Origin of the sequence: Saccharopolyspora terrae, assembly GCF_004348435.1 — a bacterium.
Classification (GTDB): Bacteria; Actinomycetota; Actinomycetes; order Mycobacteriales; family Pseudonocardiaceae; genus Saccharopolyspora; species Saccharopolyspora endophytica.
This window is the reverse complement of the sequence record NZ_SMKS01000036.1, coordinates 36524-58938: the sequence shown is the minus strand read 5'-3', so window position 1 is coordinate 58938 and position 22415 is coordinate 36524. Positions and strand designations below refer to the sequence as shown.

Annotated in this window: 22 protein-coding genes, 1 tRNA gene and 1 pseudogene; 8 read left to right on the top strand and 16 right to left on the bottom strand. The window is 67.0% G+C overall.

Annotation, left to right across the window (positions count from 1 at the left end; all coding sequences use genetic code 11):
- Positions 1-23: 23 nt before the first annotated feature.
- From E1181_RS32940 to E1181_RS19705, 3 genes and pseudogenes are all read right to left on the bottom strand, one after another.
- Positions 24-272 (bottom strand): annotated as a pseudogene (locus E1181_RS32940) (acyl-CoA dehydrogenase family protein); the annotation flags it as partial.
- Positions 273-355: 83 nt separating this feature from the next.
- On the bottom strand, positions 356-670 hold the full coding sequence (locus E1181_RS32935; RefSeq protein WP_408010225.1) for a hypothetical protein: 315 nt from the start codon (positions 668-670) through the stop codon (positions 356-358).
- Between the two features lie 1023 nt (positions 671-1693).
- Positions 1694-2815: a hypothetical protein gene (locus E1181_RS19705; RefSeq protein ID WP_132676887.1), complete on the bottom strand. Its 1122-nt coding sequence runs from the start codon at positions 2813-2815 to the stop codon at positions 1694-1696.
- A gap of 284 nt (positions 2816-3099) precedes the next feature.
- On the opposite strand from E1181_RS19705, the gene E1181_RS19700 reads away from it, so the two are divergent.
- Together E1181_RS19700 and E1181_RS19695 are read left to right on the top strand one after the other, a co-directional pair.
- Positions 3100-3315, top strand: a complete 216-nt coding sequence (locus E1181_RS19700) for a zinc finger protein (RefSeq protein WP_132676885.1) — start codon at positions 3100-3102, stop codon at positions 3313-3315.
- Positions 3312-3515, top strand: coding sequence for a hypothetical protein (locus tag E1181_RS19695; protein WP_132676883.1), 204 nt, complete (start codon positions 3312-3314; stop codon positions 3513-3515). The genes E1181_RS19700 and E1181_RS19695 overlap by 4 nt, the downstream gene beginning before the upstream one ends.
- Positions 3516-3729: 214 nt before the next feature.
- Here the strand turns inward: E1181_RS19695 and E1181_RS19690 are convergent, their stop codons facing one another.
- Genes E1181_RS19690 through E1181_RS19670 form a run of 5 tightly spaced genes read right to left on the bottom strand, consistent with a single transcriptional unit; the run spans position 3730 to position 7537 of the window.
- Positions 3730-5856, bottom strand: coding sequence for an FtsK/SpoIIIE domain-containing protein (locus E1181_RS19690; RefSeq protein ID WP_132676881.1), 2127 nt, complete (start codon positions 5854-5856; stop codon positions 3730-3732).
- A complete protein-coding gene (locus E1181_RS19685) occupies positions 5853-6581 on the bottom strand; it encodes a hypothetical protein (protein WP_235876886.1) in 729 nt (242 codons plus the stop codon). Before E1181_RS19685 ends, E1181_RS19690 begins: the two co-directional genes overlap by 4 nt.
- Entirely contained in the window at positions 6578-6907 is a 330-nt protein-coding gene (locus E1181_RS19680; protein WP_132676879.1) for a hypothetical protein, read from the bottom strand. The genes E1181_RS19685 and E1181_RS19680 overlap by 4 nt, the downstream gene beginning before the upstream one ends.
- Positions 6882-7265 carry a WhiB family transcriptional regulator gene (locus E1181_RS19675; protein WP_132676877.1) on the bottom strand — a complete coding sequence of 128 codons (384 nt, stop codon included), beginning with the start codon at positions 7263-7265 and terminating at the stop codon, positions 6882-6884. The genes E1181_RS19680 and E1181_RS19675 overlap by 26 nt, the downstream gene beginning before the upstream one ends.
- Positions 7262-7537, bottom strand: a complete 276-nt coding sequence (locus E1181_RS19670) for a helix-turn-helix domain-containing protein (RefSeq protein ID WP_132676875.1) — start codon at positions 7535-7537, stop codon at positions 7262-7264. Before E1181_RS19670 ends, E1181_RS19675 begins: the two co-directional genes overlap by 4 nt.
- Positions 7538-7710: 173 nt before the next feature.
- On the opposite strand from E1181_RS19670, the gene E1181_RS19665 reads away from it, so the two are divergent.
- Entirely contained in the window at positions 7711-8094 is a 384-nt protein-coding gene (locus E1181_RS19665) for a helix-turn-helix domain-containing protein (protein WP_132676873.1), read from the top strand.
- Between the two features lie 177 nt (positions 8095-8271).
- The gene (locus E1181_RS19660) at positions 8272-9405 is read left to right on the top strand and encodes a protein kinase family protein (RefSeq protein ID WP_132676919.1); all 1134 of its coding nucleotides are present in this window, start codon (positions 8272-8274) and stop codon (positions 9403-9405) included.
- On the opposite strand, the gene E1181_RS19655 is transcribed toward E1181_RS19660, so the two are convergent.
- From E1181_RS19655 to E1181_RS19640, 4 genes are all read right to left on the bottom strand, one after another.
- The gene (locus E1181_RS19655; RefSeq protein WP_132676871.1) at positions 9352-9939 is read right to left on the bottom strand and encodes an NUDIX hydrolase; all 588 of its coding nucleotides are present in this window, start codon (positions 9937-9939) and stop codon (positions 9352-9354) included. The genes E1181_RS19660 and E1181_RS19655 overlap by 54 nt on opposite strands.
- A 50-nt stretch (positions 9940-9989) precedes the next feature.
- Positions 9990-10742: a hypothetical protein gene (locus tag E1181_RS19650; RefSeq protein WP_132676869.1), complete on the bottom strand. Its 753-nt coding sequence runs from the start codon at positions 10740-10742 to the stop codon at positions 9990-9992.
- An 80-nt stretch (positions 10743-10822) separates the two neighbouring features.
- Positions 10823-12085, bottom strand: coding sequence for a site-specific integrase (locus tag E1181_RS19645; protein ID WP_165944680.1), 1263 nt, complete (start codon positions 12083-12085; stop codon positions 10823-10825).
- 83 nt (positions 12086-12168) lie between these two features.
- A tRNA-Leu gene (locus tag E1181_RS19640) sits at positions 12169-12244 on the bottom strand.
- Positions 12245-12512: 268 nt separating this feature from the next.
- Here E1181_RS19640 and E1181_RS19635 point away from each other — a divergent pair.
- Both E1181_RS19635 and E1181_RS19630 read left to right on the top strand, forming a co-directional pair.
- Positions 12513-13817 (top strand): amino acid permease, encoded by a 1305-nt coding sequence (locus E1181_RS19635; protein WP_132676915.1) that lies wholly within the window; start codon positions 12513-12515, stop codon positions 13815-13817.
- Positions 13818-13938: 121 nt separating this feature from the next.
- Positions 13939-14550 (top strand): ANTAR domain-containing response regulator, encoded by a 612-nt coding sequence (locus tag E1181_RS19630; RefSeq protein ID WP_093416966.1) that lies wholly within the window; start codon positions 13939-13941, stop codon positions 14548-14550.
- Between the two features lie 84 nt (positions 14551-14634).
- Here E1181_RS19630 and E1181_RS19625 read toward each other — a convergent pair whose 3' ends face one another.
- Positions 14635-15033, bottom strand: coding sequence for a hotdog fold thioesterase (locus E1181_RS19625; protein ID WP_246536489.1), 399 nt, complete (start codon positions 15031-15033; stop codon positions 14635-14637).
- A gap of 109 nt (positions 15034-15142) precedes the next feature.
- Between E1181_RS19625 and polA the strand changes: the two genes are divergently transcribed.
- Together polA and E1181_RS19615 are read left to right on the top strand one after the other, a co-directional pair.
- Positions 15143-17836 (top strand): DNA polymerase I, encoded by a 2694-nt coding sequence (gene polA / locus E1181_RS19620; RefSeq protein WP_268952483.1) that lies wholly within the window; start codon positions 15143-15145, stop codon positions 17834-17836.
- 240 nt (positions 17837-18076) lie between these two features.
- Entirely contained in the window at positions 18077-18463 is a 387-nt protein-coding gene (locus E1181_RS19615) for a VOC family protein (protein ID WP_132676865.1), read from the top strand.
- Between the two features lie 252 nt (positions 18464-18715).
- Here E1181_RS19615 and E1181_RS19610 read toward each other — a convergent pair whose 3' ends face one another.
- The 3 genes from E1181_RS19610 to E1181_RS19600 are packed head-to-tail and all read right to left on the bottom strand — an operon-like array spanning position 18716 to position 22364.
- The gene (locus E1181_RS19610; RefSeq protein WP_132676863.1) at positions 18716-20737 is read right to left on the bottom strand and encodes a YhgE/Pip domain-containing protein; all 2022 of its coding nucleotides are present in this window, start codon (positions 20735-20737) and stop codon (positions 18716-18718) included.
- A gap of 16 nt (positions 20738-20753) precedes the next feature.
- A complete protein-coding gene (locus E1181_RS19605) occupies positions 20754-21383 on the bottom strand; it encodes an ATP-binding cassette domain-containing protein (protein WP_132676861.1) in 630 nt (209 codons plus the stop codon).
- Between the two features lie 48 nt (positions 21384-21431).
- Positions 21432-22364, bottom strand: coding sequence for a GNAT family N-acetyltransferase (locus tag E1181_RS19600; RefSeq protein ID WP_132676859.1), 933 nt, complete (start codon positions 22362-22364; stop codon positions 21432-21434).
- Positions 22365-22415 lie beyond the last annotated feature (51 nt).

The following is a 22415-nucleotide window of genomic DNA, read 5'->3' as shown; positions in this document are numbered from 1 at the left end:
ACATCGCCGGCCATCCACGACCCCATCGCACGGCAGGCTTCCTCGACGGCCAGCGAGAACTCGATGGCCCCGAGACCCTTTCCTCCGTACTCGGACGGGATCGTGATCCCCGCTACTCCCATCTCAACGGAGTCGCGCACCATCTCGCTCAAAGGGGCGTCATCGTCGCGATCGATGGCGGCCGCGTGCGGTGCCCACTTGCGCCCGAAGGCACGAGCCCGTTCCGTCAGGTCGCGCTGCTGCGGGCTCAGGTCGAAGACGGATGCGTCCATGCAGTCCCTCCTGTGGGCGAAGCGGCCATCGTCCCTCTGCCGCCACGGCGGCACCGAGAGCGCGAAATAGAATCTATTCTATATTAAGGTTGAGGAGAGTCGCTAGCTTCGGCCGCTGGCTTGCTTGTCGGCCCAGGAGAGTGACACGCGCTGCGAGGACCTCCAGGCCGAGTGGCGCGTTGCCGCCGCAGACGGCACCCCGGACAGCAGAAGCGGGCGGCTTCGGCGATGTCGGACACTGGGCCAAAGGTCTGCAGCGGGAGTTTGCGTCGCGCGGTCTCCAGGTATTCCTCGGTGTGGTCGCGGTTCTCGACCAGGGCCACATGCCCCGACCTTTCGAGGAAGCCCACACCAATGCAGTTCGCGCGGACTCCGAACTGACCCTCTTCGGCAGCGATCCCTTGGACGATCGCCTGAACGCCAGCCTTGGGAGCGGAGGGCGGGGCGTCCCGGCGCGGCCGACGGCGGCGGTCGTGATCGCGAGCACGGAGCCGTGAGCGTCGCGCAAGTACGGCAAGGCCGGGTGTAGCAGTTTGAAGCCGCCTTCAAGTCCGCGTCGAACGATGACACCGAACTCGGAGGGTTCCCTCCGCGCGATGTACTCCATGCCGAGCTCGGGCCGGCCGCAGAGACAACGGCCGCCAGCTGGCTTGCGGCGGCGCGTCCGCTACCGCGTCGGCTATGTCTGCGGCTACGCAGAGATCGACCTGGTACACACGTGCCTGCCGACCTTGCTTCTCTACTGCGGCAACGACCTACGCGACTGCGTCCGCATCTCAGCTAGTGCTGCAGAACCCTCGCAGCCGTGCAGCACCTGACAATGCGCGACGCCATGATCGCCCTCGGCTGAGAATGCCTACGATCTTGACAACCTCCGGCGCACGTACCGGCCCGGATTCCGGCCATTCCCACATGGCCAGGGTGTCCCGGTCCAGCATGGGAGACTGATCGTTCTGCTTTCGCACGGCATGTGCTTGAGTGTCGATCTCAACCACCGGATGAACATCGGCTCCCAGCAGGGTCCTCCGCGGCGCCAGAAGTGCGCCCCAACCCAGCGCCCGCGAGGACCGCAGGGCGACCGCATCGGGGTTTTCCGCTAGGTGACGCTGTTCCGACTGGGCCGCGTGTTCCGGGAACAGCCCCGACTGCAATGTCACTCACGAACCTCTCTACGCACGCACGAACCAGCACGTACACCCGTTCCCGGTTTCAGTGCCTGGAACAACCTACGCGCTGGCGGCCGGCGATGCGACGCTGACGACAGAAGTCACTCGCATGTGCAGCCGGTCGTGGGTACTGGTGCTGACTAACGCGCTCTTGGGGCTTAGCGGCACGCTACTTGTTGTCGGGCATGCCGATTCGGCGTCAGTGCCGTCGGCCTGGCGAGTTGTTCGGCACCGCAGTGCTGGCGCATGGTCCGGTTATCCGCACTCCAATGCCGCGATTCGGCGTTGTTGACGCACTGAGCCGATGCTTTCAGCTAGAGATGAGGCCCTATCGACCTGGGGTTTAACCGCTTCGCGGTTGTCGGCGGCCGCGAAGGCTCTTGCCAGGTCGATCCGCAGCGAGGTCTCGGCCCGAACGAAGGTCGGGTCGAGCTCGTCTAGTGCTGACATCAGTGTGTCGATCGCTTCAGGGGCTCCGAATCGGGCGAGGGCGTGGCCTCGCCAGCGCCCCAGGTGTACGGAGTCGAGCGCTACGTAGGGGCCGTCCAGGTTGATGCTGTCGACAGGGAGCAGCTTGGAAGCGGTGTCGAAGGCTCGGAGGCTGTTGGCAGGTTGGTTGTCGGCGGCGAGTGCTTCCCCGTGAGCGGCTGCGAGCCACGAGTTCAACACCGGTGGCGATCCCGCTTTGCTCCGGTTTCGCGCTACTTCGAGGAGTTCCGTCGCGGCTTTGGTTTCGCCGATGTCGAGCAGCACAAATGCCTGCTCAGCTGCGGTGTGGATTTCGTAGGACTCGAGTCTGGACTCGCGGGCGGCTCGCTTGGCTTGTTCGTAGTGCTGCCACGAGCTGTTGGTCTTGCCGAGGTCGAGGGCTTGCCAGCCCGCGAGGGTGTGCAGCTCGGACAGCAGGGCGGCGAGTTGTTCGCGGACGGAGCCGGGAAGGCTGTGGGTGAGGAGCGAGCTGACCTGCGCGGCCTTCAGGCAAGCCTCTTCGTGGGCCATGACTGCGCCGAGCTGACGATCAAGGCGACGGATCGTTGCGAGCTGCTCACGCAGGAGGTTGAGCACCTGGTCGTCGACCTGCCGCGAGGTGTGCAGCATCTGGCGTAGCTCGTTTGCTGGTTCGTCGGCCGCGGCCGGGCTCGTCACCGGCGAAAGCAGCTCTTCGATATTCGCGTCGAGCATCTTCTCGAGGAGCCGGGCTGTGGCCGGCCGAACGGGGCCGAGTGGCCGCCCGTTGGATCCTCGACCGGAGACGAGACGCTGCAGGTGGCGCACACCGAGCGTGCCTGCCTCGCCATGATCGCGGGCGAACCGCTCTGCTGATTCAGCGAACTCCTCTAGCGTCTGGCGTCGCTCTCGGATCTTCTGCTCGAGCAAAGTGCGAGGTGGCCGCACGGTCTTCCCTCCCGTCCGCGCGCGGGTGGTCCCCAAGTCCTCCTTGTGTCGTGTTCCTGGCATGGCGCTTATATCGCTCAGTAGACAAGCTTATTTCAGTGTGATCGGGATGGCTACTCGCGGTCACACCTCGGCCTGGCGGCGTGCTCTCCGCGCTTTCGCGCGTCGCCGGGTTCGAAGGCAGGGACCGGGGCCGGACGTGACCGACCCCTCGGGCTCCGGTCCCTGCGCACGCTGTTCGAGCTGGGGATCTTGGAGGTGTCAGGATGCATCCGTTTCGCTGGGTGCCTGCGGACGGCGGTCGCCATGCCACGGCGGACATCCGCCTCGCTGGCGCATATGCGGTGGGGGAGAGCATCACTGCGCTGTGCCGGCGTTCCGTGACCGTCGCTCGGGGAACCGAGCTCGCATGGCTGTGGCCCACCTGTGCGGAGTGCAATCGCGAAGCCCATGTGTTGGTCGAGGCGGGAGTGAGCCAGTGACCAGCGAGGTTGCCGCGCTTGCGGTCCTGCTGCGGAAGACTCAATGGCTTCTCGACGACGTTGCGTACGAGGTCGCTGCCGGACGTATGGATGAAATTGACCTGGGCCAGGTGGCTGGCGTTCTGGAGGGTGTCGCGAAGCTCCTGCGAAGCCAGGGTGAGTTACCAACTCTCGCTACCGACGCCAAGCACGGAAGCTGAAAGAGCTCTCGTGGGACAGGCTGCAGTCGTGAGGCTCGTGAAGTCGATATGAAGCCTGGTTTGGGACGGCTGGGACGGGTGCGCGGACACCCGTCCCAGCCGCCCCGCTGAGTGTATTGCCTGGTCAACGGCTACTTGATCGCGTCCCGTCGCGTGGGACGGGTGCGGGCGTGGTTGTCACAGTTGGGACGGGTTCGCGGCTGTCATGGGACGCCTATTCGCCTCCCTTCTCCTCGGCCGTGTGGGCCTCGTCCACTGCTTCCCGGAGGTCCGCGGTGTAGTAGCCGCGGACCTGGCGCACGGAGCCGTCTTCGGAGGCGACGCGGGCGCGTCTTGGTTGGCAGCCGAGCTCGCCCATCTGCCGGCCGAACAAAGTCGGTTCGGTGTCGAGTGCGTCGATGAGCTCGGCCGTCGGTACGAAATCGCGCCGGTCGATGTCGTCTCCCAGGTAGTCGACGACCGACGACAGGGGCTCTGGCAGTGCCGAGCGGTCGTCCAGAACCTCGGAGCCGCTGCCGAGCGCCTTGGCCACTGCGGCTGGGTCGACTGCCCGTTGCAGGTCATCACCAGCGGCATGTCCGGTCAACGTTCCGGCTGCCTCCCGCAGAGCTCTTCCGCGGCCGCAGATGCTTCGCCATTCCGGGTTCGGCATGAAGAACGTGCGGACCAACGTGGCGATGGTGTCCGCGCCGGTTTCGCTGTCCGGTCGGAGGATGCCGACCCCTTTGTGGCTCGGGAGCAACGTCGAGGCATCAAAACCCCGGGTGTTCATCTGCTCGCCGAGCACGATGTTGGAATCACGCCAGTCCATGACCCGCAACGCGAATCGCGAACCGAGCACCGCGCGCAGCCGGGACGGGATCGTGTTCGAGTCGGGTCGCTGGGTGGCGAGGATGACCACGATACCCACGGCCGGACCTTTCCTCGTGAGGTAGGTGAGCAGGTCAGCGATGTAGGCGCCGATCGTGCTCTTCTTGCCGCCGACGTCTTCGCGGGCAGGGTTCTCCAGGTACACCTGCACCTCGTCGATGATCACGGCCGTGATCGGCATGTCGAGGTCGGTGTCCCGGGAGATTGCCGGGGTGATCTTCGATTCCGGGCAGATGTCGTCATCAAGCCTGGACATCCGCGCGTAGCGGGATTGGACTTCTGCCACCAGCTCCACGAGGTGATCGCGAACGGCCTCGACGTGCTCGATCTCGTCACCGCACACGAACCGGTGCGCGACGGCCTCTGCGGCCTCCCAGTCCTTACCTCCCTTGCCGTCGAAGACGTACAGCCGTGCGTGCGGGTCGAGGATCAACCCTGCAGCGGGCAGTCGGGTCGAGAAGGTTTTGCCCTGCCGGGGAATCGCGCCGATGAGCAACGATGTCCACACGAGCTGCAGGTCGACGCGACGGTTGCGAGCGTCGCGCCCGAACGGGATCGCTCGCCACGCGTCCCACTGCTCGACGTCGAGGAGCGGAAATCGCATCGGAGGCCCTGCGTACGGGTCGGCGTCGGCGACCCACAGGAAGACGCGACCGGCGTGCCCGCCGCGGCCTCGAACTCGTTCGATGATGAGCTGCAGCTCATCGACTGCAAGCGCTGATGCGAGCGCTTCCCTGTGCTTGATGACGTCCGCTGCCTTGCGCGTCGCCGGCAGATCGACGGTGACCGCCCAGCCCGCGCCGTCGTGAGCAGCCCTTTCGACCAGGCGGAGGGACTCGTCCTTGCCGATCAGCTTGGCATCGCGGAACGCTTCGACCAGGACTTGCGGGTCCATCGTCCAGGTCAGGCTGCGAGGGCCGGACAGCACGGGCTTCCGGCCCGGCGATCCCTCCTTGCGGCGTCCGAAGATTGCCAACGTCGCAGCCGACAAGCCAGCCGCAGCCCACAGAGCTGGTGCGCTGTACAGGACGTACGCGACCACGACGACGGCGGCGGAAGCCAACGCGGCTGTTCCGGTCACCTTCCACCGGAACAGGGTCAGCTCTCGGATCTCGATGAACTTGTCCGCGAGCTTCTCGGACTGCTCCGCAGCGTCCCGGTAGTCGTGAACCCGGACCCACCGACGCCAAGCACGCACTGCGGCGACCGTCCCGCGGCCGACGGCGCTGACGAACCGCCACGGGAGGTGTACGACGAACAGGAGGAGATCTAGGAGGGCCTGTTTGGCGGCCTTCCGTGATTTCAGTGCGGCAGGCACGCGTGGTGAACGCTCCCACCAGTTCATGAACCGCTGCCATCGGGTCAGCTTCGGGATCGACGGCGGATCGTCCACGAGCTCTGCGTCGAAGATCGCGGATTCGACTTCGCTCGATGGCCGTGGCACCGGGAGCGGCTCGCCCTGCTCGTTCATCGCGGATCACCTCCCTCGTTCACTTCAGATGCGAGTGCGGCGGCCAGCCGCGACGAGAGTCCACGCGAGCAGCCAGTTACCTCCCGAATCCACGAGGGCGACACCGTCACGTCCGGACTCCACGCGCTGCGCGCCCGCTCCAAGTACTCCTCAAACGACGTCCGTCGCTTGACTCTCGCTGGGCGAGCCGGCCGCTCGTGGTCATCGGGAGCGTTGTCAGGCGAGTCGACAGCTGCGTTCGTGAACGCTGTCCGGACGGCCTCGCTGAGCTTGTCCCGCAGATCGGTCACGGCCTCGGCTGCGACGAACACGACCAGCGGAGGCACGGAGTGCAGCACCACGGAGTCGGCCTCGCCGGCCGCGTATGCGGCCCAGGTGTTCATGACGTACGTGGCCGCGAGCGTGAACCACTTCGCAGCACGCACCCAGCCACCGGTGCGGATGCCGTACCTCGCGGTTACCTGCTCGGCGCGCAGGATCGCCAAGAGAACCAGCGACACCATCGGGTCGAGCAGCCACGCCGCCAACCACACCAGCGACCACGGTGGCGAGTCAGCGGCAGCGAACTGCTGGACGTTGGTCATCGTGAAGGCCAGGCCGAGCAGGATGCCCGTCCAGCACAACCGGTCGACCTGCTTGCGAACCTGTTCGACGTGCTCGGCCTCGGCCCGGGTGGGCGGTAGTGGCCGCCCACCCTTCGCCGGAGGCGGAACCTGCCCGATCATCGCCGCCGACTCCTTCGCTGCGGAGTGTCGAGCGTGGTCACGGTCAGAGCCCGGGTGAGCGTGTACGACGCGAGCAGAGCCGGCACCGCGAGCACTGAGAGCAGCAGCACCGTGTTGCCAGGATTGACTATTACGATCCACTGAACCCCGACGATGGTCGCCGCCGTCAGCAGCACCCGCCCTGTGAGCGACATGAGTCGGGCTCCAGCCCGCGTCGCCTCGGAAGCCCGGTGCGCAGCGCGCGCACTCGCACGCCACACTGCGAACAAGGCGACGACGATGCCCAGGCCGATCAGCACTTCAACGGGTGTCAGTTGCACTATCATCGCCGGTCACCTCCTCGTTGCTCGTTGGTCCGTGCTGTCGATGCGCCAACCAAATCGGGTAGAGCGCTCTTCGGTCCTGATCGGACATTGCTCCCCACACGCCGAGCGTTCGTCCGCCGTGCAACCGGAATTCGAGCTCCAGGCATGCGTCCTGGACGGTGCAGCCCGTGCACAGATCGGCCGCGAGCTGCCGATCCGGGTCCGCGCCGGTGGGTTCCGGCGGTTCTTCGCCTGTTGTGATCTGCATGCACCTGCCGTCGCGCACGACGACCTCGGCGAGAACCTCGGTGGGGACGTGCCGCAAGCGATCCAGCTGTGCGGCGATGCGCTGGAGATGTTCGATGTCGAGGTGGGTCATCGCGCACCACCCGTGAGCCGAGCGATCTCCTGGGCGGTGCGGTGCTCAGCGGCCATCCGGGCGACGTCAACGCAGCCGCCGGAGGTGCTGGCCTCATTGGCGAGCTTGTCCACCGCTGCGACGGGGACGACGTAGCGGGTGCGGACCCGAACTGCGGGGAACGCACCTTCGCGGATGGCTCGGTAGAGGGTCGAGGGATTGCATCGCATGATCTGCGCGGCTTCACGGACCGTGTAGAAGGTCGGCCGCGCGTTTTCAGCGCTTGTTTCCATGGTGTGTGCCCTTCGATTGAAGAGGAAGCAGCTTGTTTAGGCGCATTTGAACGCCAATTTCAGCGCTCAATTGCGTAGATTGGTCGAACCCCGGCGATTCGTGAGCCGGGTCTGTCTTTCGGATTCGCTATTTCGCGCTAATCTCGGCGCTGAGGCGGAGCGCGGAGGAATACGTGACGGAAGACTGGGCTGCGGTCGCGCGCGCGATCAATCAGCGCACGAGCGAGCTGGGCATGCGTCAGCGGGAGCTGTCGCGGCGCTCGCACGTGTCGCAGGCGACGGTGCGCGAGTTGCAGCGCAACACGGTGCAGCGACGCCGCAGCGCGCGAACTTTGGAAGCGCTGTCGCTCGCGCTCGGCTGGCACCCGGAACATCTGTTGGCAGTGCTGGAAGGGCGTGAGCCGCCCCTGGCCGGCGAGCCGGTGTTTAAAGAGGACGACGTGCCCTCCAGGCTCTCGGCCATCGAGCGTCAGCTCGGCCAGATCACCCGCCAACTTGACGAGATGAACGCGCGACTGCGCGCTGGGACCGGCAGTGATGGTGAGCGTGCGGGGTAGCCGGCTCTGGTCCTCGACGGCCCGCCGCAGTGGCGGGCTGGTGGTTGCGTTCGTGCTGCGCATGCCACCAAGAAACGGCATTCGCGGAAGTTTTTGCAGATGGCGCGGGTTAACCGCGAATCCATTAACTGCAATTAACTTCGCAGGTCAGGACCGTTATTCAAGGTGGGGGCGGTGATGGGGGAGAAGCGACTTCAGGCGGTCCGCAAGCAGCTCGGCTACTCGGCCGAGGCTGTCATTCGCATGCTTCTCAAACGCGCCGACGCCCTCGGCGTCCCGGTGATGACGGCGGCGAGCCTGAAGACGAAGCTCTCCCGCTGGGAGAACGGGCACGAAGCCGTCAGCGCGACCTATCAGCGGCTGTTCCGCGACATCTACGGCCGCACCAACGAAGAACTCGGCTTTCCTCCGGAGGCCGAGGACAGCGACGCCGCGGAGCTGCGGTCGAGGCTGGCGATGGCGAAGACCGTGGATGCGGACACGGTCGAGGTCTTCCTGCGGCAGATCAACGATGCGAGGCACGTCGACCGCCGCTTCGGCGGGATCACACTGCTCGACCAGCTCCGCAGCGCCATCAAGCAGGTCGAAGACCTGCTCAGCTACAACACCATTGGCAGCCAACGGGAAAGGCTCGCCGGTGCGCTCACCGAGGCGTCTACATTGGCGGGCTGGGAAGCACTGGACCGGAATGCCCTCAGGCAGGCGTGGGAGCACTACGAACGTGCAAAATCAGCGGCCCGAGAGGCCATGGCTCCGGCCCTGTTGGCACACGCCGCGGCGGAGCAGGCGTTCGTGCTGATCGACGTCGGCGAGACCGCCTCGGCCGTCGAACAGCTCGCGTACGCCTGTGAGGTCGCGGAGGGGACGGCACCGCCGCTGCTGCGAGCGTGGCTGTCCGCAGCTCACGGAGAGGGACTGGCCGCCATTGGCGACCGCGACGGTGCGTTGCGGGCGTTCGACGTGGCAGATGCGTTGTTGCCATCCGAGCCAGTCGATGCCGCGCTGCCGTTCCTTTTCCTGGGTGGCTCGCACCTCGACCGCTGGCGCGGCAACGCTCTGAGCAAGCTCGGTGAACCCGAGGCGATCGACCAGCTCGTCGAAGCGCTTCCTCGAGTGCCAGCGCAGTTCGTGCGGGCGCGAACAGGCCTGCTTGTCGACCTGGCGCTAGCGTTTGCAGCGGCTGGAGACCGCGACGCCGCGCTTGACCACTCCAGGCAAGCGCGACGTCTGGCAGCTCAGATCAAGTCAGATCGGCACCTACGCCGGCTCGGCGGGCTGATCTTGCCCGGTTCCACCGAGGGTGTTGCGTGAAGCGAGGAAGTACAGCAGCGCCACCAGGGTTCCCGAACCGAGCAGCTCCTGCCGTTGCGCCAGCTCAGTAACCCGAGATAGCGGCACCCACTCGACCTGGCCGACTTCCTCGGTGTCGGTCGGATCGCCGATGTGCTTCGCCCCGCGCCACAGATAAACGTCTACCGGAGCGGTGACCTGTCCAGGCAGAGGTTCGAAGCTCACCAGGTGCTGACCCTCGCCGACCGGCTCCCAACCGCTCTCCTCAGCTGCTTCGCGAGCGGCCGTGCCAGCCGAATCGTCACCGTCGTCGACCAAGCCACCAAGCAGCTCGTAACCCCACTGCTGGGTCGGGAACCGATAGCGCCACAGCATCAGCGCCCGGTCCTGCTCGTCCACGATCAGAGCGATCGCGATCCGCGCCAGGTGAACGACGTGGTACTCCCACCGCTCACCGTTCGGCGCCTCCACGTCAGCCAACCCCAACCGAACCCACCGGTTGTCGTAGACCAGCCGCTCCCCGTACGTCTTCCATGCTCCGCGCTCATCGCTCACAAGGGGAGGGTACGTGTGTGTTGGTGCTGGCAGGAGAGCGCTTTAGGGATTCACCCCTCCTCCGACGTCTCATCTTCCCCTTGTTGGTTATTTGGCGAGATAAGTTTCTCGTTGATTTCCTTTATTCTCTGGGATCTTTGTTCGTGTTCTTTTCGTCTTCTCTCGATATTGATTTCCCGGTCTTCAACTACCACTTCCAATGGGTCGATCTTACGAAGCTCCTTCCGTAGGGTCTTCTCAAGATCTCTCAGTGCCTTGGCTGCGTGATGGATTCCGTAGTTTGTAACCTGACTTGCACCCTCGTGGAGATCCAGGTCGAGGATGCTGGTTTCGGTCCAGGTTTTGCTTCTGTCTTCCAGTGTGTAGCGGACGGTGGCATTATGCTGACTTGGAAGGTCGGTATGGCGACGGTCAAACATGCTGTCGAAAAAGAGTCGAATCTCCCTATTCGGCGCGATCATCGGTGTCGTCTCGTTTAGAACCCTGGCGTCGGCGAAAGTGTTATGGTCCTCTTCCTTGGAGCGGATTGGGGTCGGATCTATTTCAATCGACACGTCGTATGCGGGCGTTGATCCGATGTTCCTGATCACTAGGTCGTACAAGTGCCATGAGGCTGGATTCGATTCAAAGTCGACGATTACATACGGCCGGGTTTGATTCTCGTGCGTTTGCTGCGCAATTTTGAACTGCCTGTATGCGATGAATATGGTGACCGCCGCCCCAATGATTCCGGCCGCTGCAATAAAGGACGATATTGCTGACCATCCGGACGGAGGCAACCCTAGAAAAGTATCTTGCGTCATGTGGCAACCTCTCGTGAAACTAGTGAGATTCTCCGCTAATGTCTCAATTGTGGTGGAGTTTTGACGGATGGAACCAGAACTTAATCTTTCGGGGATTTGCGTTTGGGCATGCGCGAGCCAAGGATTTCGGCGGCCTTGCGGTCAGATGCTGCGACCCAGGCTGCGTAGACGCGGAGGGTGGTGGCGCCTCCGCCACCGTGGCCGAGGCGGCCGGAGACGGTGGGAAGGTCGATGCCGGCGGTGAGGAGCTCGGTGGCGGAGTAGTGCCTCAGAGCGTGGAGGTGGGTTTTGATGCCCAGCCGATCGGCCATGTCCTTGTAGCGCTGGGTTATGGCGTTGGGGGAGTAGGGCCGGGTGTGGTCGGGGTGTCGGGTGCCGGCGAAGACGTAGAGGTCGTCGTTGAACTTGGCGCCTAGGTCTCGGACTCGGTTGGCGACGCGGTCGCGGTGTTCGCGGAGCAGGGTGACGGTTTCTGAGTCGAGGGCGATGCGGCGGTTCTGGTGGGTTTTGGTGTCCTTCTCCTTGCCGCGGACCCAGTTGCGGCGGAGGTCGATGACTTCCTCGTCGAGGTCGATGCGGGAGAAGCGCAGACCGACGAGTTCTCCGCGTCGCATGCCGGTGGTCATGGCGAGCCAGACGAGCGTGCCCCAGTCCTCGTCCATCCGGAACGCTTCCTCGGACAGTCGCGCTGCCTCGGCGGGAGTGGGCGGATCAGGCTCCGGGCGCTTCTGGCGCGGTTTCCGTGCGACGCGGGCAGGGTTGGAGCTGATCCAGTCCCAGCGTTCGGCGGCGTCGAGGGTGCCGCTGATGATCGCGTGGATCTGGCGGACCGTTGAGGCGGCCATCGGTTTGCACGCGTGCGGACGGCATTCCTCGGCGACGCAGTCGTGCTCGCCCGGCTTCTTGTGCTTCTCGATGTAGGGCTTGCCATCGCAGCGAGCGCGGCAGCGTCGAAGCTCGGTGTAGAAGCCCTCGAGCATCCTCGCGGAAATCTTGTTCACCGCAGTCTCGCCGAGCGCCGGCTTGATCGAGCGGTCGATGTAGCCGCTGTAGGTGTGTCGGGTGCTGTCCTCGATCTCGCTGGTGCGCATCCACTCGTCCAGGGCGAAGGACAGGCTCACCGTCGACGGGGTGGAGCGCTGGCTGTCGACCTGTGCCAGCAGCTTGGTGAGCGCCTTCTCGGCGCGCTTGTAGGCGGCCTTGTCCGTGCCGTTGATCGTCTCGCGGAGGTAGGTGCGGCGACCCGTCACCGGGTCGTTGCCCGCGAAGACGACCACCCGGAGCGTCTTGCTGCGCTCCTCGATGCGACCGCGCTGACGTTCATCGGGGTGTGCACGACTCATGGCCTTGAGTGTACTCGCACCCAAGGCCGCACCCAGGACCATTTCCATGATCCACATATTCGGTTGTTTTGCCTGGTGAAGGCTGGTGCCCCCGGTGCGATTCGAACGCACACTGGACGGATTTTGAGTCCGCTGCCTCTGCCGTTGGGCTACGGGGGCTGGTCTTGTTGTCAGCATACGGGACGGCTGATCAGGGTCTTCCGGGAGGGTGTCCGGTGGGTTACCCCTGGTCAGGGTGTTGTTTCGGGTTTCGGATGACCTTTTACCGCGGGGGTCTGGTGGTTGTGATCACGGCGGTTTTAGGTTCGCGGGGTCGTGCAGTGTGTGGTGGGTCGAACGCGCGGAGGCCGTGTTGGTCGATGGGAGAACCCAGGTGGAGCCGACGCCCGCCGGGTTGCGGCGGAGTCTGAAGAACCGGCACCTGCAGATGATCGCGCTCGGCGGGATCATCGGGGCGAGCCTGTTCATCGGCAGCGGGGCGGTGATCTCGACCGTCGGGCCGGCGGCCGTGCTGTCCTACGCGACCGGCGGGCTGATCGTCGTGCTCGTCATGCGGATGCTCGGTGAGATGGCCACCGCGGCGCCCACGTTGGGCTCCTTCATGGAGTACGCGCGGACGTCGCTGGGGGAGTGGGCGGGATTCACGCTCGGCTGGCTGTACTGGTACTACTGGGTCGGCGTGGTGGCCTTCGAGGCCGTCGCCGGGGCCGAGCTGATCAACCCGCTGATCCCGATGGTGCCCCAGTGGGTCATCTCGCTCGTGCTGATGATGGTGCTGACCGGGACGAACCTGGTGTCGGTGCGCTCGTTCGGCGAGACCGAGTTCTGGCTGGCGTCCATCAAGGTCATCACCATCGTGATCTTCCTGCTGTGCGGGACCGTGTTCGTCCTCGGGCTCTGGCCCGGTGCTGAGCTGTCGGTCGGCAACATCGGCAAGGACGGGTTCTTCGCCAACGGCGGCTTCTCCGTGCTGCACGGCGTGGTGATCGTGATCTTCTCCTACTTCGGGACCGAGATCGTCACCATCGTCTCCGCCGAGTCCGACGAGCCGGAGCGCTCGGTGGCCAAGGCGACCAAGGCCGTGGTGTGGCGGGTGCTGCTGTTCTACGTGGGGTCGGTGACGCTGCTGGTGATGATCACGCCGTGGGACCAGATCCCCTCCGAAGGCAGCCCGTACGCGGCGGCGTTCACCCGGTTCGGGCTTCCCGCGGCCGAAGTGGTCGTCGACGTCGTGGTGTTCACCGCGGTGGTCTCCGTGCTCAACTCCGGTCTCTACACGGCTTCCCGCATGCTGTTCGCGTTGCAGCAGCGGTCGTTCGCTCCCGGGTGGGTGCGCGATCTCAACGGCCGGGGTGTGCCGTGGAAGGCGATCCTGCTGTCCACACTGGTCGGTTACGTCGCTGTTGCGGCGAGTTACGTCGCTCCGGACACGATCTTCTACTTCATCATCAACAGCGCGGGTGCCGTGGCGCTGTTCATCTACGCCATGATCGCGTTCTCGCAGCTGAAGATGCGGCGTCGCCTGGAGCGCGAGGCGCCGGAGTCGCTGAAGTTGAAGATGTGGTTCTTCCCCTACCTGACCTGGGTCACGCTCGGGCTGATCGGCACCGTGATCGCCGCCATGATCTTCGTGCCGGACATCCGGTCGCAGCTCGTGCTGAGCCTGGTCAGCGTCGCCGCGATCCTGTTGATCTACCTGGTGTTCGTGCGGAGGAAACCTTCGAAAGCGTGAGCGCTCACGATGTCGCAATGGTCACGCCGCCTATTAACCTCGGCGTGAAGTCACTACCGGTAAGCTGCGGTTTCCGATGCAAACCGCATCGGCGGACCCCGAGTTCTACTGGAGGATCCCGGTGACGACGCCGGCTGCCGAGGACACACGCGAGGCCAAGCCCGTCGAACGTCGCGTACTCGTGGCCGAGGACGAGGCGTTGATCAGGCTTGACCTCGTGGAGATGCTCCGCGAGGAGGGCTACCAGGTCGTCGGCGAGGCTGGTGACGGACAGGAAGCCGTTCGGCTCGCCGAGGAACTTCGACCCGATCTGGTGATCCTGGACATCAAGATGCCGAAGATGGACGGCATCGAGGCCGCTTCCAACATCGCTGGGGACCGGATCGCGCCGGTGGTCATCCTGACCGCCTTCAGCCAGCGCGATCTGGTGGAGCGGGCGCGCGACGCGGGGGCCATGGCCTACCTGGTCAAGCCCTTCGCCAAGCGCGACCTGGTGCCGGCCATCGAGCTGGCGGTGTCCCGGTTCACCGAGGTGCAGGCCCTGGAAGCCGAGGTCAACGACCTCACCGAACGCCTCGAGGCGCGCAAGACCATCGAGCGGGCCAAGGGCCTGCTGATGAGCAAGCACAACCTCTCCGAGCCCGAGTCCTTCCGCTGGCTGCAGCGAACCGCGATGGATCGCCGCACCACGATGAAGGCGGTCGCGCAGGCGGTTCTCGAAAACCTGTCCTAGACGGGTTTCCGGCGGCCTGCGTGGCGGTTGATCGACGATGAGAGGCGGGGTGCCCACGGGCGCCCCGCCTCTTTCACGTCCGGATCACTTCGGCGGCTGGTCGCGCAGGATGCAGGTGAGCCGCGCCGAGCAGGTGCGGCGGCCCTTCTCGTCGGTGATCTCGATGTCGTAGGTCGCCGTCGAGCGGCCCCGGTGCAGCGGGCTGGCCACCGCGGTCACCTGGCCCTCCGTGGCTGCCCGGTGGTGGGTGCAGGTCAGCTCCAGGCCGACCGCGATGCGGCCCTCGCCGGCGCTCAGCGCCGCTGCGATCGAACCGGCCTGCTCGGCGAGCACCGCGTTCGCGCCGCCGTGCAGCAGGCCGTAGGGCTGGCGGTTGCCTGCCACCGGCATCGTCGCGACCACCCGATCGGGGCTGTATTCGACGATCTCGATGCCCATCCGGGCGCTGAGCTGTTCGTCGGTGGCGCTCAGCAACGCCTCCAGGTCGGCGTCGCCGCTGGTCACGGCTTCACCGTTGTCGGTAGCGGGCACTGCTGGTCCTCCCCGTCGCCTGCGGTACTGGCTGTCAGAGCTTCAGCCTAAACTCGCGGCCGTGACGCATTCCGAGGACCGACGCCTGCTGTTGATCGATGGCCACTCGATGGCCTACCGCGCCTTCTACGCCCTGCCGAAGGAGAACTTCCAAACCGGCACCGGGCAGCACACCAACGCGGTGTACGGCTTCACCTCGATGCTGATCAACCTGTTGCGCGACGAGCAGCCCACCCACCTCGCGGTCGCCTTCGACGTCTCCCGCAAGACCTTCCGCAGCGAGACCTTCACCGAGTACAAGGCCAACCGCAGCGCCAGCCCCGACGAGTTCAAGGGCCAGGTCAGCCTCATCCAGGACATCCTCGGCGCGCTGAACATCCCGGTGCTGAGCAAGGACAACTACGAGGCCGACGACGTCATCGCCACGCTGACCACCCAGGCCACCGGCGGCGGCTTCAAGGTCGCCATCTGCACCGGCGACCGCGACGCGCTCCAGCTCGTCACCGACGACGTGACGGTGCTGTACCCGACCAAGGGCGTCTCCGAGCTGACCCGGTTCACCCCGGAAGCCGTCGAGGCCAAGTACGGGCTGACCCCCGAGCAGTACCCCGACTTCGCGGCGCTGCGCGGCGACCCGTCGGACAACCTGCCCAAGATCCCGGGGGTGGGGGAGAAGACCGTCACCAAGTGGATCCAGCAGTTCGGCTCGCTCGCCGGTCTCGTGGACCGGGTCGACGAGGTCAAGGGCAAGGCTGGCGACAACCTGCGCGAGCACCTGTCGTCGGTGCTGCTCAACCGGCAGCTCACCGAGCTCGTGCGCGACGTCGAGCTCGAAGCTGGGCCGGACGAGCTGGAGGTGCGCGCCTGGGATCGCGACGCGGTGCACCGGCTGTTCGACGACCTGGAGTTCCGGGTGCTGCGCGACCGGCTGTTCGCCACGCTCTCCAGCGCTGAACCCGAGGTCGACGAGGGCTTCGAGATCACCGGCGGCGTCATCGAGCCCGGTGCGCTCGCCGCGTGGCTCGACCAGCACGCCCGCGGCGGCGCCCGCGTGGGCCTGTCCTGTACCGGCACCTGGGCGCGCGGCCACGGCGACCTGGCGGGCATCGCGCTGGCCACCGCCGACGGAGCAGGCGCGTTCGTCGACGTCACCTCGTTGACCAGCGAGGACGAGAAGGCGCTCGCGTCCTGGCTGGCCGACGCCGATGCGCCCAAGGCCGCTCATGACGTCAAGGGCCCGCTGCACGCCATCCGCGACCGCGGCTGGACCATCGCCGGTCTCACCAGCGACACCGCCCTGGCCGCCTACCTGGTGCGTCCCGGCCAGCGCTCCTTCGAGCTGCCCGACCTGGTCGTGCGCTACCTGCAGCGCGAGCTGCGCGCCGACAGCGGCGAGGACGACGGCCAGCTGTCGCTGCTGGAGGACGAGTCGGAGAGCCAGGAGAAGGCCGCCGAGGGTGAACTGCTGCGGGCCCGCGCGGTCGCCGAACTCGCCGACGCGCTGGACACCGAGCTCGCCCGCATCGACAGCACCAAGCTGCTCACCGACCTCGAACTGCCGCTGCTGCTGGTCCTCTCCGAGCTCGAAGGCGCCGGCATCGCCGTGGACGCCGAGCAGCTGGCCGAGCTGGGCGCCCGCTTCGCCGCGCGGGTCAAGCAGGCCGCGCAGGACGCGTACGCCGTCATCGGCAAGGAGATCAACCTCGGCTCGCCGAAGCAGCTGCAGGTGGTTCTCTTCGACGAGCTCAACATGCCGAAGACCAAGCGCACCAAGACCGGCTACACCACCGACGCCGAAGCGCTGCAGACCCTGTTCGAGAAGACCGAGCACCCGTTCCTGCAGCACATGCTGGAACACCGCGACGCCACCCGGCTCAAGACCACAGTGGAGGGTCTGGCCAAGTCCATTTCGGACGACGGCCGCATCCACACCACGTTCAACCAGACGATCGCCGCCACCGGCCGGCTGTCGTCGACCGAGCCGAACCTGCAGAACATCCCGATCCGCACCGAAGAGGGCCGCCGGATCCGCGAGGTGTTCGTCGTCGGCGGTGACTACGCCGAGCTGATGACCGCCGACTACAGCCAGATCGAGATGCGCATCATGGCGCACCTCTCCGGCGACGAAGGGCTCATCGAGGCCTTCAACACCGGCGAGGACCTGCACAACTACGTCGCCTCGCAGGCGTTCGACGTGCCGATCGGCGAGGTCGACCAGGAGCTGCGCCGACGGGTCAAGGCCATGTCCTACGGCCTGGCCTACGGTCTGTCGGCCTACGGTCTGGCGCAGCAGCTGCGCATCTCCGCCGAGGACGCCAAGGCGCAGATGGACGCCTACTTCGCCCGCTTCGGCCGGGTCCGCGACTACCTGCGCGAGGTCGTCGACCGGGCGCGCAAGGACGGCTACACCTCCACGATCATGGGCCGCCGCCGCTACCTGCCGGACCTGCTCAGCGACAACCGGCAGCGCCGCGAGATGGCCGAGCGGATGGCGCTCAACGCCCCGATCCAGGGCAGCGCCGCCGACATCATCAAGGTCGCCATGCTCGGCGTGCACGGGGCCATCAAGGCCGAGGGCCTGCGCTCGCGGACCCTGCTGCAGGTGCACGACGAACTGATCATCGAGGTCGCCGACGGCGAGCGGGACGTGGTGGAGAAGCTCGTGCGCGAGCAGATGGGTTCGGCGTACCCGCTGAACGTCCCGCTGGAGGTCTCGGTCGGCTCGGGCCGCTCCTGGGACTCCGCCGCGCACTGAGCGGTGAGGGATCTCGACTCGATCACGGAACCGCCGTTTCGGGGATCCCCTCCGGCGTGATGTTGTGCAATGGCGAACATCACCGCTGGTGGGGCCCGAACGCGGGTACCGAACACCGGTGCGGATAGCCTGCGGTACACGCTCCGGCCGGGCTCGGCCGCTGCGGCGTTGTGGCCGGCGGGGCGTCACCAGGGCGCGGCAGCACTCCCGGAGCTGACCGCGCCGACCCCGAGGAGGAGCATGATCAGCATCGACCGAGTCGACCACCTGGTCCTCACCGTCGCCGATGTGGATCGGGCGGTCGAGTTCTACCAGGACGTGCTCGGCATGGAGCCGGTGGAGTTCCCCGGTGAGCGGCGTGCGGTTCGCTTCGGCGACCAGACCATCAAGCTGCACGCGGCTGCCGAGCTGGTCGAACCGACCGCGACCCACCCGGTCCCCGGCTCCGCGAACCTGTGCTTCGTCACCAGCCAAGCGCTGGCCGACGTCCAGGATCACCTGCGCAACAACGAGGTCCGCATCGAGGAGGGCCCGGTCGGTCGCACCGGCTCCCGCGGCCCCATCACCTCGCTCTACCTGCGCGACCCAGACGGGAACCTCATCGAGATCGCCCGCTACGACGACTGAGACCTGTTCGGTGGTCGCCTCGCTTGGCGGTGCGGGTGGCGACGCCTTCTGGACGCCGTGCGCCACTCCTTTTGTATGCCGATGCACGGCGTCGCGGCGTACTCGCCAGAAGACGTGTCAGAACCCGAGTCGGTGCCGGCTGAGTCCCACACCTGAGACTGCGGCTCCGCCGCGTTGCACACACCGCTTCCCACCCTGACCAACGCGAACGGCGGGCCCCGGATCTGTCCGGAGGCCCGCCGTTCGCGTTGATCAGAGCGACAGCTCGGGTTTGAGGCGGCTGGGGGTCCAGACGCGCTGGCGCCAGGCCGCGATCGTGGTCAGCAGCAGGGACGCCACCAGGTAGCAGAGCAGGACGGCCACGGCCTGGGCGACCGAGCCCTCCGTGCCGCCGTAGATGAGGTGGCGCAGCCCCGTCACCACGTAGCCCAGCGGCAGGACCTGGTGCAGCGGGTGCAGCGGTTCCGGAATCGTCTGCCACGGGAACGTGCCGCCTGCCGTGACCAGCTGCAGCACGAGGATCACCAGGGCGATGAACTTGCCCTTCGGGCCGAACGCCGCGTTCAGCGAGTGCACGACCGCGGTGAACGCGAACGAGGTCAGGATCAGGAAGGCGAGCGTCCGCCACTGGTGCGCGGGGTGCACGCCGATGGCGAACACGACCACCGAGAACAGCAGCACCGCCTGCACGAGCCCGATCAGCGCGGCGGGCAGCCAGCCGCCCAGCGCGACCCGCCACGGCGCCACACCGGCCGCCAGCGCCCGGTTGGACATCGGCCGCATCAGCAGGAAGAGGACGAACCCGCCGACCCACAGCGCCAGGCCCATGAAGTACGGAGCGAGCCCGGCGCCGTAGGTGTCGGCCTTGACCTGCGCCTGCGTGTCGACGGCGACCGGGTCGCCGATGGTGTCGGCGGTGGCCTGCCGGGTCTTGTCGTCGGGGTTGGGGATGTCGCCCGCGCCCTTGCCGAGCTCGGTGGCCAGCGTGTTGGAACCGTCGACGAGCTGGCCGGAGCCGTCGTGGAGCTGCCGGGTGCCGCCGACGAGCTGGTCGGCGCCGTCGGCGAGCCTGCTGGTGCCCGACAGGGCCTGCTGCTCGCCGTCGCGCAGCTGCGCGGCTCCGTCGTCGACCTGCCCGGCGCCGCTGGTGAGCTGCTGGATGCCGCTGGTCAGCTGCGGGGTGGCGTTGGCCAGCGCCCGGTTGCCGTCTGCGACCTGGCGGGCTCCGTCGGCGAGCATGTTGAGCTGCCCGACCTGCGTTTGCAGCTTGGTGTTGGCATCGGTGGCGGGGCTGCCCAGGTCGTCGAGCCCGGCGACGATCTTCTGCACGGTGGCCTCGTCGACGCCGGCCTGGCGCAGCTGCGCGGCGGTCTTGGCCTTGGTCTGGTCCAGGTTGTCGACGATGCCCTGGGAGAGGTTCCCGACGACGTTGGCCTTCTGCGCGAGCTGCTCGTTGCCCTGGGCGACCTTCTCGGCGCCGTCGGCCAGCTTCGCGGTCTGGTCCGGCAGCTGCGCGGTCGAGGCCTGGAGCTGCTGCAGGCCGGTGTGCAGCTGGCCGGTTCCGTCGGCCAGCCGGTTGGCGCCGGAGGCGAGCTGCTGCTGCCCGCTGAGCAGCTGGTGGGCGCCGTCGGAGAGCTGGGTGCCGCCCTGCTCGGCCTGGCCGAGCCCGTCGCGCAGCTGCCCGGCTCCGTCGGCGAGCTTGCCCGCGCCGTTGGCGGCTTCGACGGTCTTGTCGTGCACCGTGGAGAAGCCCAGCAGGAACTGCTCGGCGGCGGTCGATCCCGCGTTGGACGCGACGCCCTTGCGGACCTCACCGGCGAGCTTGTCGGCGATGGTGCCCACCAGGTAGTTGTTCGCGTCGTTGGTGATCAGCTGCAGCTTGGCCTGCCGCGGCTCGAAGTCGGCGGGGGAGACCAGGGCGTGGGAGAAGTCCCGGGGGACCACCAGCGCGAAGGTGTAGTCGCCGTTGGCCACGCCCGCCTGGGCGTGCTGGAGATCGGTGCGGGTCCAGGAGAACGTGCCGGAGTCGAGGAGCTCCTCGTAGACGTCCTGGCCGGCGTTGAGCGGCTGGCCGTCCTCCTTCTGGGCACCGGTGTCGTCGATGACGACCGCGGCGGGAACCGAGTCGAGCTTCCCGTAGGGATCCCAGTTGGCGTAGATGTACATCGCGCCGTAGAGCAGCGGCACCAAGGTGACCGCCAGCAGCGCGAGCTTGGGCAGCTTGCCCGAGGTCAGTCGTCGCAATTCCGTTGCGGCGAGCCGGAAAGTAGTCATCACGGACCTTCAGGTGTCAACCGGCCGAAGTGGACTTGTCGTCCGCGCCGATGCGGACGGCGGGCGCTCCGAGCTTGTCGGCGGAGTGCGTGGAGCAGAGCACGACCACCGCCATGCCTCCTTCGGCGCGGGCGGTGGCCAGGGAGTGCCAGAGCTGCGGGTCGTCGCCGTGGCGGTCGGGGCAGTCGAGCACCAGCGCGCGCGTGGTGCGGGACTCGCAGGCCAGGTCGACCAGCAACCGGGTGCGCTGGTGCGCGGTGAGGTTCTCGAACCGGACGTCGCCGGGCAGTTCGCGCTCGGCCAGCCAGTCGCGCACCTTGCGGCGGGTCGAACCGCGCCGGGCCAGTGCCAGACCTTCGGCGGTCACGTCGCGGACCTGCAGGGAGTCGTCCGGTTCGGTGATCTGCGGGGCATCGACGACGGCGACGGCGCGGCGCAGCCGGTCCGCGTCGGCCGAGCCGTCCAGCCGGATGCTGCCGCTGCTGGGCTTGAGCCGTCCGGACAGGGCCAGCGCGAGCGCGGTCTTGCCGGTCCCGGCTTCGCCGGTGACCAGCAGGGTCTGGCCGTCGGCGACCCGGAGTGAGGTGGGGGCCAGCAGCGGCCCGTGTGCGCCGATGACCTCGACGCCGGTGGCGACGATCTCCACGCCTTCTCCTCGATCCTCTAGGACCTGCGCGCAGGCCCCGGATCGGGGTCAGCGCAGTGCGGTGGCCGGGCGCACCTCCCACATCGTCCACAGTGGCCGGTATCCCTGGCGGGGCCAGAACACCGAGGACAGCGGGTTGGGCGGGTTGTAGTACAGGAAGCTGCCGATGGCGCCCCGGCGCACGAACTCGTTGTGCACCACCGACATCAAGTGCCTGCCGATGCCGGTGCCGCGCGCCTTCTCGTGCACCGACACGCAGTTGACGTATCCCCACGAGCCGGGGCGCAGCCGGTAAGCCCGCGGGGACTTGCCGGTGTCGATCCAGCCGCATTCCGCGACCGCGACGGGCGTGCCGTCCTGCTCCGCGAGCCAGACGGGATCGTCGGAGTGCAGGCGCACTCGGGCGGCGGTCCGCTTCAGCTGCGCGGCATCGGAGCGGTACGTGGCGGTTCCGACGAGGGCGGCGTATTCGAGCTCGGTGAGGGTGAGCTCGACGACGGCGTCCAGGTCGGCCGGTCCGGCGCGACGCACCTTTACGGTACCAGACAGTTCCGTATCTGCGACCGGGGTGGGTGATCGAATCGCGAGCACCGACAGCGGCAGGAAGCCGTGATCCAGCAACGCCCGCGTGGCCTGCACGTCATGGCTCGGCCAGACCACCATCGCCGAGGAGTTCGGCCCCGGGTCGTCCTGCTCGCCCAGCCATTCCCGCCACGCGCCCAGCAGCGAATCCATCCCCGCGCGGGGGTGCTCGCCGATGATCGGGAACAGCTCGAACGCCTCGCCGGCCTGCCACAGCCCGCGCGCCGAGCCCTCCGGGTTCGAGGTGTGCGTGACCAGCCCCGCCACCGCGTGCCCGTCGGGGGTCCGCGCCGCCACCGGCTCGGCGTCGGTCGGCACGAACTGGTCCTGCGGTAACTGCGGGTCCAGGGCGGCGAACCGCGCGAACTGGGCCTGCATCAAATCCTGCGCGGTCGCCACCGGGGCTCCTCACACCTAGGGCCCGCGCCTCCCGGGCGCAGGCGTGGACGT